Source organism: Pseudomonas sp. DWRC2-2, assembly GCF_049897885.1.
GTDB lineage: Bacteria > Pseudomonadota > Gammaproteobacteria > Pseudomonadales > Pseudomonadaceae > Aquipseudomonas > Aquipseudomonas azotoformans_A.
Window position 1 is genome coordinate 492,212 of record NZ_JAFCXD010000004.1, and the last position, 14,504, is coordinate 506,715.

The window sequence follows — 14,504 nt, forward strand, 5'->3', positions numbered from 1 at the left end:
GATTCACTCCTTGCTAGAGATGGCAGGTACTTTGAAAACATGACGCAAATAGGCGACGAAATTCGGGTCCGTGCAGTGGGTCTTGCCCGCTTCATCGGAGATCTTCGCGACGGGCTGGCCATTGCAGGCGGTCATTTTAAGCACGATGCTCATCGGTTCCACACCTGGAATGTCGCAGGTCAGGTTGGTGCCGATGCCAAAGCTCACATTAATGCGACCGCGCAGCGCACGGAAAATCTCCAGGGCCTTGGGCAGTGACAGGCTGTCGGAGAACACCAACGTCTTGCTCATCGGCTCGATGCCGAGCTTGTGGTAGTGGGCGATGGCTTTTTCTGCCCATTGCACGGGATCGCCGGAGTCATGGCGCAGGCCGTCGAACAGCTTGGCGAAGTACAGGTCGAAGTCGCTCAGGAATGCGTCGGTGGTGATGCAGTCGGTCAGGGCGATGCCCAGCAGGCCACGGTATTCGCGAACCCAGCAGTCGAGCGCGGCGATTTGGCTGTCGATCAGGCGTGGTCCGAGTTGCTGGTGGGCCATGATCCATTCGTGGGCCATGGTGCCCAGCGGTTTCATGTCGAACTCGCGGGCCAGGTGCACGTTGCTGGTGCCGACAAAACGACCGGGGAAGTCGTGCTTGAGCACGCTGACCACCTCTTCCTGCACCCGGTACGAGAAGCGCCGGCGCGTGCCGAAGTCGGCCACTTGCAGCTCCGACAGTTCATCGCTGCTGGCATTGGCGGTCAGCCAGTCGAACTTGCGGTACAGCTGCTCGCGGGCCTGTTCGAGGATCACGGTCTGGTAGCGGTAGCGGTTACGCACTTCGCTGACGATGGCCAGCATCGGCACTTCAAACAGGATCACATGCAGCCAAGGCCCGCGCAGGCGGATGAACAGTTCGCCGTTCTCGATACCGGTCTGCACATAGCGCAGGTTGAAGCGGAACAGCCCGAGAAAGCGCAAAAAGTCCGGCTTCATGAAGCTGATGCGTTCCAGGAAACCCAACTGGTCGGGGCTCAGGCTCAGCTCGGCGAGGCGTTCGATCTGGTAGCGGATCTCCGCCAGGTACGGGCGCAGGTCTTCGCTGTTACGGCAACGGAACTCCCATTCAACTTCCACGTTGGGGTAGTTGTGCAGCACCGCCTGCATCATGGTCAGCTTGTAGAAGTCGGTGTCGAGCAAGTTCTGCACGATGCGATCGGCAAACACACTCTCGCTCATAACGGGAATCTCCAGACGGGTCGGCGATGGGCGCCGACCTTTACGCACAATTAAGGAAGGGGGCTAGTGGCGCATAGACGTGGGTCGGTTTGCCAGTGTTTTTTCAGTTGGCATCCACCTGCTCCATCATCCACTTCACAAAATCGCGCACCTTGGGCACCTCCGCCGAATGCTCGGGGTAGGCCAGGTAATAGGCATCCTGGCTCGGCATTGCATGCTGCCAGGGGATCACCAGCTTGCCGTCGGCCAGTTCCTCTTCCACCAGGAATCGCGGTAGCAGCGCCACACCACAGCCGACTTGGGCTGCACGAATGCACATATAAAAGGTGTCGAACCGCGGCCCATGATAGCTGTGCTCGGTCTGGTAACCCTGGCTGGCGAACCAGTCATGCCAGCCCTGGGGGCGTGAGGCGTTTTGCAGCAGCACCAGGTTGCTCAGTTGCGTGGGGTCGGTGAAGGGCTGCGCGGGCAAACTCTCGGGTGCGCACACCGGTACAAGCTCTTCGCTGAACAACTTCAGGCTCTCGGTGCCGGGGCGTGAGCCCTGGCCGAAGTAGAACGCCATGTCGGCCTTGCCTTGCAGCAACTCATCCGGTTCCTGTTCATTGCACAGGTCCAAGTGGATCTGCGGATGACGCAGCCGCCAGCCCTTGAGGCGCGGCACCAGCCAGCGCGCGCCGAAGGTGTAGGGCGTGGAGACGCGCAGCACTTCGGTTTCGCCGCCGTAGGAGCGCAGGTAGTGGGTGGACATCTCCACCTGCGTGAGGATTTTGCGTACTTCCACCAGGTACAGATCGCCCGCCGGAGTCATCTGCAAGCGCCGGCGCACGCGGCGGAACAGCAAGTGCTGCAGCAACTCTTCCAACTGCGCCACCTGCTTGCTCACCGCGCTCTGCGTGAGGTTCAGTTCCTCGGCGGCGCGGGTGAAGCTCAGATGACGGGTGGCGGCTTCGAAGCACTGCAAGGCGGTGATCGATGGCAAATGTCTTTTGTTCAGCACGGCGTGCCTCTTTTTATGCTTTGCATGAATAAACGGAATGATATCTCGCCTAATCGTCGTTTGTTGGCAAGTCTTGGGCCAGCTACAAATAAGGCCTGGATCGCCGTGTCGGTGGCGGCGCAATTTTTCTGTTTGTAGATTGAAGGAGTGACCCATGGTTGCCGCATTGCTTGATCGTCTCGGGGTAAACCCGGCGCTGTACCAGTCGGGCAAGCAGCCCGTGCATTCGCCGATCGATGGCAGCCGTATCGGCAGTGTGCACTGGGAAGGTGCCGCCGAGGTGGAGCAACAGGTCAGTCGCGCCGAGCATGCATTCGAAGCCTGGCGCAAAGTGCCGGCACCGCGCCGTGGCGAACTGGTGCGCCAGTTCGGTGACGTGTTGCGCGAATACAAGTCCGACCTGGGCGAGCTGGTGTCCTGGGAAGCCGGCAAGATCACCCAGGAAGGCCTGGGCGAAGTGCAGGAAATGATCGACATCTGCGACTTCGCCGTTGGCCTGTCGCGCCAGTTGTACGGCTTGACCATCGCCTCCGAGCGCCCAGGCCACCACATGCGTGAAACCTGGCACCCGCTGGGCGTGGTCGGTGTGATCAGCGCGTTCAACTTCCCGGTCGCCGTGTGGGCGTGGAACACCACCCTGGCGCTGGTGTGCGGCAACGCCGTGATCTGGAAACCCTCGGAAAAGACCCCGCTCACTGCGCTCGCCTGCCAGGCATTGTTCGAGCGCGTGCTGAAAAAATTCGACGGCGCCCCGCAATACCTGAGCCAAGTGATCATCGGCGGCCGCGACGCCGGTGCCGCACTGGTGGACGACCCGCGCGTCGCGCTGATCAGCGCCACCGGCAGCACCCGTATGGGCCGTGAAGTGGCGCCGAAAGTCGCCGCCCGTTTTGCCCGCAGCATCCTGGAGCTGGGCGGCAACAACGCGATGATCCTCGGCCCAAGCGCCGACCTGGACATGGCCGTGCGCGCCATCCTGTTCAGCGCCGTCGGCACTGCCGGCCAACGCTGCACCACCCTGCGTCGGCTGATCGCCCATGAGTCGGTGAAGGCAGAAATCGTCACCCGCCTCAAGGCCGCCTATTCCAAGGTGCGCATCGGTCACCCGCTGGAAGGCAACCTGATCGGCCCGCTGATCGACAAGCACGGCTTCGACAACATGCAGGACGCCCTGGAACAAGCCTTGAGCGAAGGCGGCAAGGTGTTCGGCGGCAAGCGCCAACTGGAAGACACGTTCCCGAATGCCTACTACGTCTCGCCGGCCATTGTGGAAATGCCCGAGCAAAGCGACGTGGTGTGCACCGAGACCTTCGCCCCGATCCTCTATGTGATCGGCTACAACGACTTCAACGAAGCCCTGCGCCTGAACAACGCCGTGCCTCAAGGCCTGTCGTCGTGCATCTTCACCACCGACGTGCGTGAAGCCGAGCAGTTCATGTCGGCGGTGGGCAGCGACTGTGGCATTGCCAACGTCAACATCGGCCCGAGCGGCGCGGAAATCGGCGGAGCGTTTGGTGGCGAGAAAGAGACCGGCGGCGGGCGTGAGTCGGGTTCGGATGCGTGGCGCGGGTATATGCGTCGCCAGACCAATACGGTGAACTACTCGCTGGAGTTGCCGCTGGCACAGGGCATAACCTTCGACTGACTCACTGACGAAACGCGGTTAAAAATGTGGGAGCGGGCTTGCTCGCGAAAGCGGTAGATCAGTTGTACATCTGTTGACTGACACCCTGCATTCGCGAGCAAGCCCGCTCCCACATTTGATTGGGTTTGCAATTCAAAATAACAGTTGTTTGTTAGGTTTCATCCCGGAGTCTGGCAATGGCACTACGCGAAACATGTTTATGGGAACACCTCACCCCCAGCCGGCCCGACCGTGCCGCGCTCAAGGGCGAGGTCAAGGTGGATGTGTGCGTGATCGGCGCCGGGATCACCGGTTTGTCGGCGGCCGTTCATTTGCTGGAACAAGGTAAAAGCGTCGCCGTGTTGGAGGCTCATCGCACCGGTCATGGTGGTTCCGGGCGTAATGTGGGGCTGGTCAACGCCGGCATGTGGATCCCGCCGGACGAGATCGAAGCCGGTTTCGGCGAAGCAGTGGGCAGCCAGCTCAACCGTATGTTGGGTGCGGCGCCGTCCCTGGTGTTCAGCCTGATCGATAAATACAACATCGATTGCCAATTACGCCGTGAAGGCACCTTGCACATGGCGCACAACGCCCGTGGCGAGGCGGATTTGCGCAGTCGTGAAGCGCAATGGAAGCGCCGTGGCGCGCCAGTCGAGTTGCTTACCGGCCAGGCCTGTGAACAGGCCACGGGCACCAAAAAGATCGCCGCCGCCTTGTTGGATCGGCGTGCCGGCACCTTGAACCCGATGGCCTACACCAGTGGCTTGGCCAATGCTGCGGCGGGGCTGGGCGGGCAGTTGTTCGATCATTCGCCGGTCACTCAGCTTGAGCGCCAGGGTTCGCACTGGTCGGTGCAGACCGCACAAGGGTCAGTGCAGGCTGCACAGGTGGTGATCGCCTCCAACGCCTACACCGAGGGCGAGTGGACCGAGTTGCGGCGCAATTTCTTCCCCGGCTATTACTATCAGGTCGCGTCGGCTCCACTGACGGGCGACGCCGCCCAACAGATCTTGCCCGGTGGCCAGGGCTCATGGGATACGCGCCAGGTGCTGAGCAGCATCCGTCGCGACGCCGATGGCCGTTTGTTGCTCGGCAGCCTGGGCAACGGCAACCAGAAGCCCGCGTGGTTCCTCAAGGCGTGGGCCGATCGGGTGCAGCAGCACTACTTCCCGTACCTCAAATCGGTGCAGTGGGAGTTCACCTGGACCGGCTGTATCGCCTTCACCCCAGACCATTTGATGCGTCTGTTCGAGCCGGCGCCCGGCCTTGTGGCAGTCACCGGCTATAACGGCCGTGGCGTAACCACCGGCAGTGTGGTCGGCAAGGCATTTGCCGACTACTTGTGTCACCAGAATCCCCAGGCGCTGCCGATTCCCTTCGCGCCGATGCAGCCGTTGGCCGGAGTGGGCTTGCGCAGCTGCTTGTACGAAGCCGGATTCTCGCTGTATCACGCCGGCCAATGCCTGAGGATCGTGATCTGATCAGCGAAATACCGCTCAGAAGCCTGCATTTTCTTAGCAGGCTACTAATCTGTATTGGTGCAAGTCGTAGCAATCACGCACTGTAAATGTGCAGTTCCGTTACGCCGTTTGTTACAGCGCCAGGAACTGTCGTTTATAGGCGTGGTTGCAGGTGCGACCTGCCGCGGTTGTACTTTTTGGATCCGTTGGTTGCACCTCTGGACGCTAGAGGGTTGCACGTCCTGGCGAATGGAGCCGAAACACCTGAAATAACAATGACACCGTGTCTTTTTGAAGAATAAAAACGTAATGGCACGCGCCTTGCTCTGGGCTTTCAGTGAAAGGTTTGAATGCAAGTTGTCGTGCCAAAAATCAAAAATATCGGAGCACCACTCATGTCCCAGACGTTTTACAAGAAAGGTTTTCTGGCCCTCGCCGTTGCAGCGGCGCTGGGTGTTTCTACGTTTGTTCAAGCTGATGTGAAGATCGGCGTCGCGGGGCCCATGACGGGCGCCAACGCCGCTTTCGGTGAGCAGTACATGAAGGGTGCCCAGGCGGCAGCCGATGTGATCAACAAGGCCGGCGGCATCAACGGCGAGAAAATCGTGCTGGTAGCTGGCGACGATGCGTGTGAACCCAAGCAGGCTGTGGCCGTGGCCAACCGCCTGGCCGACCAGGACAAAGTGATCGGCGTGGTCGGGCACTTCTGCTCCTCCAACACCATCCCGGCCTCCGAGGTGTATGACGAAGCCGGCATCATCGCCATCACCCCAGGCTCCACCAACCCACAAGTGACCGAACGCGGCCTGGGCGCCATGTTCCGCATGTGCGGGCGTGACGACCAGCAAGGCATCGTTGCCGGCGACTACATCGTCGACGTGCTCAAGGGCAAGAAAGTCGCGGTCATCAACGACAAGGACACCTACGGCAAAGGCCTGGCCGACGCCACCGCTGCCCAGTTGACCAAGCGCGGCGTCAAGCCGGTGCTGGAAGAAGGCCTGACCCGTGGCGAGAAAGACTTCAGCGCCCTGGTCACCAAGATCCGCTCCACCGGTGCTGACGTCGTGTACTTCGGCGGCCTGCACCCGGAAGCCGGTCCACTGGTTCGCCAGATCCGTGAAGCTGGCTTGAAAGACGTCAAGTTCATGTCCGATGACGGCGTGGTCACCGACGAACTGGTTGCCACGGCTGGCGGCGCGCAATACGTCGACGGCGTGTACATGACCTTCGGCGCCGACCCGCGCCTGCTGCCAGACAGCAAGGCCGTGGTGGAAGAGTTCCGTAAAAACGGCACCGAGCCGGAAGGCTACACCCTGTACGCCTACGCGTCGGTCCAGGCCTTGGCCGCTGGCTTCAACGGCGCCAAGTCCAACAAAGGCGAAGACGCCGCCAAATGGCTCAAAGCTCACCCGGTAAAAACCGTCATGGGCGAAAAAGCCTGGGATTCCAAGGGTGACCTGAAGATCTCCGACTACGTGGTTTACCAGTGGGATAAAGACGGCAAATACCACCAGTTGGAAAAACAGAAGTAAGCATTAACGCGACCACGCAGGCGCCACAGATCCCCTGTGGGAGCCGGGCTTGCCCGCGATGACGGACTGACAGTCAACACGGTGTTGAATGTGAAGCCGCATCGCAGGCAAGCCAGCTCCCACAGGGGGCCGAGGTTGCCAGTGCAATCGCGTCCAGCAACAAATCTGTCTTTTCCTCCAGAAGCGCCGCACACCCACCGGTGTGCAGGTGCTCACCGCGTGAGATTGCGTTATGGATGGTATTTTCCTGCAGCAACTGGTCAACGGCCTGACCCTCGGGTCGGTCTATGGCCTGATCGCCATCGGCTACACAATGGTCTATGGCATCATTGGCATGATCAACTTCGCCCACGGCGAGGTTTATATGATTTCCGCTTACCTCGCGGCGATCAGTCTGGCACTGCTGGCTTACTTCGGCATCGAATCCTTCCCGCTGCTCATTCTCGGCACCTTGATCTTCACCGTTGTCGTCACTGGCGTATACGGCTGGGTCATCGAGCGTGTCGCCTACAAACCGCTGCGCAACTCCACCCGACTGGCACCGCTGATCAGCGCCATCGGTATCTCGTTGATCCTGCAGAACTACGCGCAGATCGCTCAGGGCGCCAAGCAACAGGGCATTCCTACCCTGCTGGCCGGGGCCTGGCGTGTCGACATCGGCACAGGCTTCGTTCAGTTGACGTACACCAAGGTGTTCATCCTCGTGGCGGCGTTTGCCGGCATGGCGTTGCTCACTTACATCATCAAATACACCAAGCTCGGCCGCATGTGCCGCGCCACTCAGCAAGACCGCAAGATGGCGTCGATCCTTGGCATCAACACCGACCGGGTGATCTCCTATGTGTTCGTCATCGGCGCCGCCATGGCGGCATTGGCCGGCGTGTTGATCACCCTCAACTACGGCACCTTCGACTTCTATGCCGGCTTCATCATCGGCATCAAGGCGTTTACCGCAGCGGTACTCGGCGGCATCGGCTCCCTGCCTGGGGCGATGTTGGGCGGGATCATCCTCGGTATCTCCGAGTCGTTGTTCTCGGGGTTGATCAACTCTGACTACAAAGACGTGTTCAGTTTCTCCCTGCTGGTGGTGATTCTGATTTTCCGTCCCCAGGGCCTGCTTGGTCGCCCACTTGTGGCGAAGGTGTAAACATGTCTGCTGCCAAACCCATCGATATCAAGAAAAGTGTGGTCGATACAGTCCTCGCCGGGCTGATTTCACTGGTCGTGTTCGGTCCGATCGTCGGCGTGGTCCTCGACGGCTACAGCTTCAACCTGGAACCGGCCCGCGTGGCCCTGCTGGTGGCCATCGTGATGGTCGGCCGCTTTGCCATGAGCCTGTTCCTGCAAACGCCCAAGGGCCTGAAGATCCTGCAGGGCTTCGAGAGCACCGGCTCTGGCGTGCACGTGCTGGCGCCGGACTACAAGTCGCGGCTGCGCTGGATCATCCCGGCACTGATCGTGATCGCCATCGTGTTCCCGATTTTCGCCAACAAGTACCTGCTCACCGTGGTGATCCTCGGCCTGATCTATGTGTTGCTCGGCCTGGGCCTCAACATCGTGGTCGGCCTGGCCGGCTTGCTCGACCTGGGTTACGTGGCGTTCTACGCCATCGGCGCCTACGGCCTGGCGTTGGGTTATCAATACCTTGGCCTGGGCTTCTGGACGGTGCTGCCACTGGCGGCCATCGCGGCGGCGCTGGCGGGGTGCATACTCGGGTTCCCGGTGTTGCGAATGCACGGTGACTACCTGGCCATCGTGACCCTGGGCTTTGGTGAAATCATCCGCCTGGTGCTCAACAACTGGCTGTCGTTTACCGGTGGGCCCAACGGCATGCCGGTGCCCTCGCCGACCTTCCTCGGCCTGGAGTTCGGCAAGCGTGCGAAGGATGGCGGGGTGCCCTTCCATGAGTTCTTCGGCATCGACTACAACCCCAACATCAAATTCCTGTTCATCTATATCGTGCTGTTCCTGGTGGTGCTGGCCGTGCTGTACATCAAGCATCGCTTGACCCGCATGCCGGTCGGCCGCGCCTGGGAGGCCTTGCGCGAAGATGAGATCGCCTGCCGTTCCATGGGGCTGAACCATGTGTTGGTCAAACTTTCGGCGTTCACCATCGGTGCATCGACAGCGGGTTTGGCTGGGGTGTTCTTTGCCAGCTACCAGGGCTTCGTCAACCCGTCGTCGTTCACCTTCTTCGAGTCGGCGCTGATCCTGGCCATCGTGGTCCTGGGTGGTATGGGCTCGACGGTGGGCGTGGTGATTGCGGCGTTTGTTCTGACCGTCGCGCCTGAACTGCTGCGCAGCTTCTCCGAGTACCGCGTACTGCTGTTTGGCGTGTTGATGGTGGTGATGATGATCTGGCGACCGCGCGGCTTGATCCGCATCAGCCGTACCGGTGTGACCCCACGTAAAGGAGTGGCGCCATGAGCAAGGAAGTCGTCCTCTCCGTGGAACACCTGATGATGCACTTCGGCGGCATCAAGGCCCTGAGCGATGTGAGCCTCAAGGTCGAACGCAACTCGATCTTCGCCTTGATCGGCCCCAACGGTGCCGGCAAGACCACGGTGTTCAACTGCCTCACCGGCTTCTACAAAGCCAGCGGCGGCAAGATCCAACTCAACCTCCGCGGCAAGCAGACCGACGTGATCCAGTTGCTCGGCGAGCGCTTCCAGCCCACCGACTTTGTGTCGCCCAAAAGCTTCCTCAGCCGGGTGTACTACAAGATGTTCGGCGGTACCCACCTGGTGAACCGCGCCGGCCTGGCGCGGACGTTCCAGAACATTCGCCTGTTCAAGGAAATGTCGGTGGTGGAAAACCTGCTGGTGGCCCAGCACATGTGGGTCAACCGCAACATGCTCGCGGGCATCCTCAACACCAAGGGCTACCGCAAGGCCGAAAGCGACGCGTTGGACCACGCGTTCTACTGGCTCGAAGTGGTGGACCTGGTGGACTGCGCCAACCGCCTGGCCGGCGAACTCTCCTACGGCCAGCAGCGCCGCCTGGAGATTGCCCGTGCCATGTGCACGCGTCCGCAGATCATCTGTCTGGACGAACCGGCTGCGGGCCTCAACCCCCAGGAAACCGAAGCCCTCAGCGCGATGATTCGCCTGCTGCGCGACGAACACGACCTGACGGTGGTGCTGATCGAACACGACATGGGCATGGTGATGAGTATTTCCGACCACATCGTGGTGCTGGACCACGGCAACGTGATCGCCGAGGGCGGGCCGGACGCGATCCGCAACGACCCGAAAGTGATTGCCGCCTACCTGGGCGCCGACGAAGAGGAGTTGGTATGAGTGCACCTATCCTCGAAATGAAGGACCTGGACGTGTATTACGGCCCGATCCAGGCCCTGAAAAAAGTCTCGCTGCACATCAACGAAGGCGAAACCGTCAGCCTGATCGGCTCCAACGGCGCGGGCAAATCCACGCTGCTGATGTCGATTTTCGGCCAGCCACGGGCCGAATCGGGGCAGATTCTCTACAACGGCGTCGACATCACCCATAAGTCGTCGCACTACATCGCGTCCAACGGTATTGCGCAGTCGCCGGAAGGGCGGCGGGTGTTCCCCGACATGACCGTCGAGGAAAACCTGCTGATGGGCACCATCCCCATTGGCGACAAGTTTGCTCAGGAAGACATGCAGCGCATGTTCGAGCTGTTCCCACGGCTCAAGGAGCGACGTACCCAGCGTGCCATGACCATGTCCGGCGGCGAGCAGCAAATGCTCGCCATCGCCCGCGCGCTGATGAGTCGGCCCAAGCTGTTGCTGCTGGATGAACCGAGCCTGGGCCTGGCGCCGATTGTGGTGAAGCAGATCTTCTCGACGTTGCGCGAGCTGGCCTCCACCGGGATGACCATCTTCCTGGTGGAACAGAACGCCAACCATGCGCTGCGCTTGTCGGATCGGGCGTATGTGATGGTCAACGGCGAGATTCGCCTGACGGGCACCGGTAAGGAATTGCTGGTGAATGAGGAAGTGCGCAACGCCTACCTCGGCGGTCATTAACGAATAGATATTCTTGGTATGACCTGTGGGAGCTTCGGCTCCCACATTCATGTTGAGACTGTCCACAGAGCTTTCTGGAAATTGTGGAAAACAAATCCAGCCCCCCTCCAAAGCGCGACATATAGCCGCCGCAAATCCCTGTTTTGTCACAGTTTTGACTTGTCCCCATCCGCTGTGGAACCGGCTGTGGGTAACGTGGGAGTAGCTGGCTGTAAGCCAATGAATCCGGGGCTTGTAGCGCGGCGGTTGTTTTTTGATCAGGCGGTTTTTGGTCGCCGCTCCAAGCCTTTGTCAACCTGTTTAAAGACACAGGTATATGACCGAAATATGTCCCGCCAGCCTGTGGATAAGTCTGTGACTAAACTCTGGAAAGACCGCCGCAGAGGCCGGAATGACTGGCCTGGAGCCATCGTTCTGATTTTGCGATCGGAGGCTGGCCTACATACGCCCCGGCCAAGGTCAAGCAAAAAACTTTCTAAAACCGCCTGTAGCCCTTGTGTATAGCGGCTTGGAGCATTCTGTAGTTGCCCCCAAAGACTGTGGGCGCAGTTGTGGATAACCTGCGCGCACATAGCTGCAAGCCACGGCCTGTATGGCTTTTATAGAGTTGATTAAAAAGTGATCAGGCTTGTATCAAGTTGTGTGCTTAGCGGTTGCCGCCATCGCGGTGTACGGGCATTCTGCTGGCAACTTTTTTCCCGATGCCCGCAAGGAGAACACCATGTCCGACACGTTGTTTATTACTGGCGCAACCTCAGGTTTCGGCGAAGCCTGCGCCCGTCGTTTTGCCGAAGCCGGCTGGAAACTGGTGCTCACCGGCCGTCGTGCCGACCGCCTGAATGCGCTGGTCGAAGAACTATCCAAGCAGACTGAAGTGCATGGCCTGGTCGTGGACGTGCGGGACCGCAAAGGCATGGAAGACGCCATCGCCAACCTGCCGCCGTCGTTCGCCAAGCTGCGCGGGCTGATCAACAACGCCGGCCTGGCCGTGGGCACCGACCCAGCGCCCAAGTGCAGTCTCGACGATTGGGAAACCATGGTCGACACCAACATCAAGGGCCTGCTGACCACCACCAACCTGCTGTTGCCACGCCTGATCGCTCACGGTCGTGGTGCGGGTATCATCAACCTGGGTTCCATCGCGGGTAATTACCCGTATCCGGGCAGCCACGTGTATGGCGGTTCCAAGGCGTTCGTTAAGCAGTTCTCGCTGAACCTGCGCTGCGACCTGCAAGGCACGGGCGTGCGCGTGACCAACATCGAGCCGGGCCTGTGTGAAAGCGAGTTCTCGCTGGTGCGCTTCGGCGGTGATCAGGCGCGGTATGACGCGACTTATGCGGGTGCCGAGCCGATCCAGCCGCAGGATATTGCGGACACGATCTTCTGGGTCATGAACACGCCAGCGCATGTGAATATCAACCGGTTGGAGCTGATGCCGGTGAGCCAGACGTGGGCTGGGTTTGCGATTGAGCGCGGCGCTAAAGCTTAAGATCGATCGCTGCTGTGGCGAGGGAGCAAGCTCCCTCGCCACAATCGGCAAAAACAGGTCATAAGGTACACTCACCGCCTGAAAACCCCTCCGCACTGTGCGGATTTAAGGTTTTAACGGGAGGAAATGTGAGTAACCGAGGCGAGCAGGCACTGCTCAAACAATCGACCATCCTGATGTTCGCCGTCGCGATCGCCGGGATTGTCACGGGTGTGATTTCTGGCGCCCAATCCATTCTGTTCGACGGCTTTTTCTCGCTGATCGCCACCGCCATCAAGGTGTTGATGCTGATCACGGCCAAGCTGATCGCCAAGAAAAGCAACGAGCGTTTCCAGTTCGGCTATTGGCACCTGGAACCCATGGTGCTGCTGATCGAAGGCAGTTTCCTGTTGCTGATCGCCATCTATGCGTTCCTCAATGGCGTGTTCGGCATTATCAATGGCGGGCGCGAGATCGAGTTGGGGTTGGTGATCATCTACGCGGCGGTGTTTACCGTCGTCGAGTTCGCCTATTTCTTCTACGTGCGTTATCGCAATCGCCAGCTGAAATCATCGCTGATCCAGTTCGACAACATCAGCTGGCTGGTGGACGCGATGCTGTCGGTAGGCTTGCTGATCAGCTTTCTGGCGGCGCTGTTGCTCAAGTCCCAGGGCTATGGCGAGTGGGCGGTGTATGTCGACCCATTGATCCTGATCCTGCTGGCCCTGAGCATGCTGGCGCCGGCGTTCAAGATCCTGCGCCCGGCCTTGCGCGAGGTGCTGGGCATTGCTCCGGACCAGTTGGACGACAAAGTACGCGAAGTGATGGAAGCGACCCAGGCCAAACATGGTTTCGACGACTACGTGTCCTACGTGCAAAAGCACGGGCGGGCGCGGTTTATCGAGATTCATGTGGTGTTGCCGGCGGATTACCCGGTGGATAACGTCGCGACCCTCGACGGGCTACGCGAAGAGATATCCACAGGGCTCGGCACGCCGGATGCGGCGCGCTGGTTGACGATCAGCTTTACCGGAGATCGCAAGTGGATTGCATAAGGCCCTGGTAACAGGTTGCCAAGTGATACGGCGTGGTCGACGGCATGTCCCGTCGGCTCACGGCGCCCTGAGCATCCAGGCATTCATTCCAGCCTTTTGCATGCAGAAAATGCTGTTGCAGCGCCAGCAACTGGCGCTGTAGCACCGCTTCGCTGTTGGGGCGCAAGGTCAGTGCCCGCAGGTACTCGGCCTGGGCCCAGATGCGTTGAGTGCCGTCGCGCACCGTACCGTCCGGCGCCAACATGCCGCTGACCGCACCGCTGAGGTTATCCACACCCTTGCGTTCTGCGTAGGCGAACGCCCGGGTCAGCGACGCATGCAGCGGCGTACCACGCAGCACATCCGAAGACTCTAGCAAGAAGAACCATTCGAACTGGTGCCCCGGTTCGAACCAGTTATCCACAGCGCCCAGCGGTTTTTCCATCATCACGCCGTGCTGGCGGTCGATGAAGCGCTGCTGCATGGCCGTCGCCAGCGCCAGCAGGGCGGCTTGCACGTTGGCGTCTTCACGCACCGCGAGGGTGGCGAGGAAACCTTCGGCAAGGTGCATCAGCGGGTTTTGCAGTGGGCCGGATTTGAGCGATGACCAGTTGCGCTCCAATACGGCCTCGTACAGACCGTCGCCTGTGGAGAACCGCTCGGCGACCACTTCCAGGGCGGCGTTGAGTACCGACTCCACCAATGGCTCACGCACCTTGGCCCAGTAATGGGCGCAGGCAAAGATGATGAAGGCGTGGGTGTAGAGGTCTTTGCGCTTGTCCAGCGGCTGACCGGACGGGTCGATGCTGTAGAACCAGCCGCCGTGCTCGGCGTCGTGGAAGTGCCGTTGCAGGGAGCGAAACAGTGCCGCTGCGCGTTCTTCAGCAAAGGCCGCGCCGGGCTCGCCGATCAGGCTGGCAAACAGGTACAACTGCCGGGCGCAGGCCATCGCGCGGTAGCGTTGCGGGGGCAGTGGCTGATGATCGGCGTCCAGCGCCTCATAGGGCAATGCCAGGTCGGCATTCCAGCCCGGGCCTTGCCAGAGCGGCACGATCAGGCTGTGGAAGTGCGTAAGCACGGTGTTCAAGGAGGGTTGGGAAGCGCTGGGCATTGGCTGGCGTCGTCACGGCAGGGGTGTAGGCGCGCATGGTATCAG

12 protein-coding genes are annotated in these 14,504 nt (G+C 60.4%); 9 read left to right on the forward strand and 3 right to left on the reverse strand.

Going from position 1 to position 14,504, the window contains the following annotated elements; genetic code table 11:
* Positions 1-3 precede the first annotated feature (3 nt).
* Positions 4-1,218, reverse strand: coding sequence for a nicotinate phosphoribosyltransferase (gene pncB / locus ACP7EW_RS21060; protein WP_426219418.1), 1,215 nt, complete (start codon positions 1,216-1,218; stop codon positions 4-6).
* 103 nt (positions 1,219-1,321) lie between these two features.
* Positions 1,322-2,218: a LysR family transcriptional regulator gene (locus tag ACP7EW_RS21065; RefSeq protein WP_269132698.1), complete on the reverse strand. Its 897-nt coding sequence runs from the start codon at positions 2,216-2,218 to the stop codon at positions 1,322-1,324.
* Positions 2,219-2,372: 154 nt separating this feature from the next.
* On the opposite strand from ACP7EW_RS21065, the gene ACP7EW_RS21070 reads away from it, so the two are divergent.
* The 9 genes from ACP7EW_RS21070 (at position 2,373) to ACP7EW_RS21110 (ending at position 13,369) form a co-directional block, all read left to right on the forward strand.
* Positions 2,373-3,863: an aldehyde dehydrogenase family protein gene (locus ACP7EW_RS21070; protein WP_426219420.1), complete on the forward strand. Its 1,491-nt coding sequence runs from the start codon at positions 2,373-2,375 to the stop codon at positions 3,861-3,863.
* A 176-nt stretch (positions 3,864-4,039) separates the two neighbouring features.
* Entirely contained in the window at positions 4,040-5,323 is a 1,284-nt protein-coding gene (locus ACP7EW_RS21075; protein WP_269132700.1) for an L-pipecolate oxidase, read from the forward strand.
* Between the two features lie 374 nt (positions 5,324-5,697).
* Positions 5,698-6,834, forward strand: a complete 1,137-nt coding sequence (locus ACP7EW_RS21080; protein ID WP_010213577.1) for a branched-chain amino acid ABC transporter substrate-binding protein — start codon at positions 5,698-5,700, stop codon at positions 6,832-6,834.
* Positions 6,835-7,066: 232 nt separating this feature from the next.
* Positions 7,067-7,981, forward strand: coding sequence for an ABC transporter permease subunit (locus ACP7EW_RS21085; protein ID WP_003188099.1), 915 nt, complete (start codon positions 7,067-7,069; stop codon positions 7,979-7,981).
* 2 nt (positions 7,982-7,983) lie between these two features.
* Positions 7,984-9,261 (forward strand): high-affinity branched-chain amino acid ABC transporter permease LivM, encoded by a 1,278-nt coding sequence (livM, locus tag ACP7EW_RS21090; protein ID WP_016976932.1) that lies wholly within the window; start codon positions 7,984-7,986, stop codon positions 9,259-9,261.
* The gene (locus tag ACP7EW_RS21095; protein WP_028615532.1) at positions 9,258-10,133 is read left to right on the forward strand and encodes an ABC transporter ATP-binding protein; all 876 of its coding nucleotides are present in this window, start codon (positions 9,258-9,260) and stop codon (positions 10,131-10,133) included. Before livM ends, ACP7EW_RS21095 begins: the two co-directional genes overlap by 4 nt.
* A complete protein-coding gene (locus ACP7EW_RS21100; RefSeq protein ID WP_016976934.1) occupies positions 10,130-10,846 on the forward strand; it encodes an ABC transporter ATP-binding protein in 717 nt (238 codons plus the stop codon). Before ACP7EW_RS21095 ends, ACP7EW_RS21100 begins: the two co-directional genes overlap by 4 nt.
* Positions 10,847-11,567: 721 nt before the next feature.
* Positions 11,568-12,335, forward strand: a complete 768-nt coding sequence (locus ACP7EW_RS21105) for an SDR family oxidoreductase (protein WP_033897391.1) — start codon at positions 11,568-11,570, stop codon at positions 12,333-12,335.
* Between the two features lie 128 nt (positions 12,336-12,463).
* Positions 12,464-13,369 carry a cation diffusion facilitator family transporter gene (locus tag ACP7EW_RS21110; RefSeq protein WP_426219422.1) on the forward strand — a complete coding sequence of 302 codons (906 nt, stop codon included), beginning with the start codon at positions 12,464-12,466 and terminating at the stop codon, positions 13,367-13,369.
* Here the strand turns inward: ACP7EW_RS21110 and ACP7EW_RS21115 are convergent.
* A complete protein-coding gene (locus ACP7EW_RS21115) occupies positions 13,341-14,459 on the reverse strand; it encodes an AGE family epimerase/isomerase (protein WP_426219424.1) in 1,119 nt (372 codons plus the stop codon). The genes ACP7EW_RS21110 and ACP7EW_RS21115 overlap by 29 nt on opposite strands.
* Positions 14,460-14,504: the final 45 nt, after the last annotated feature.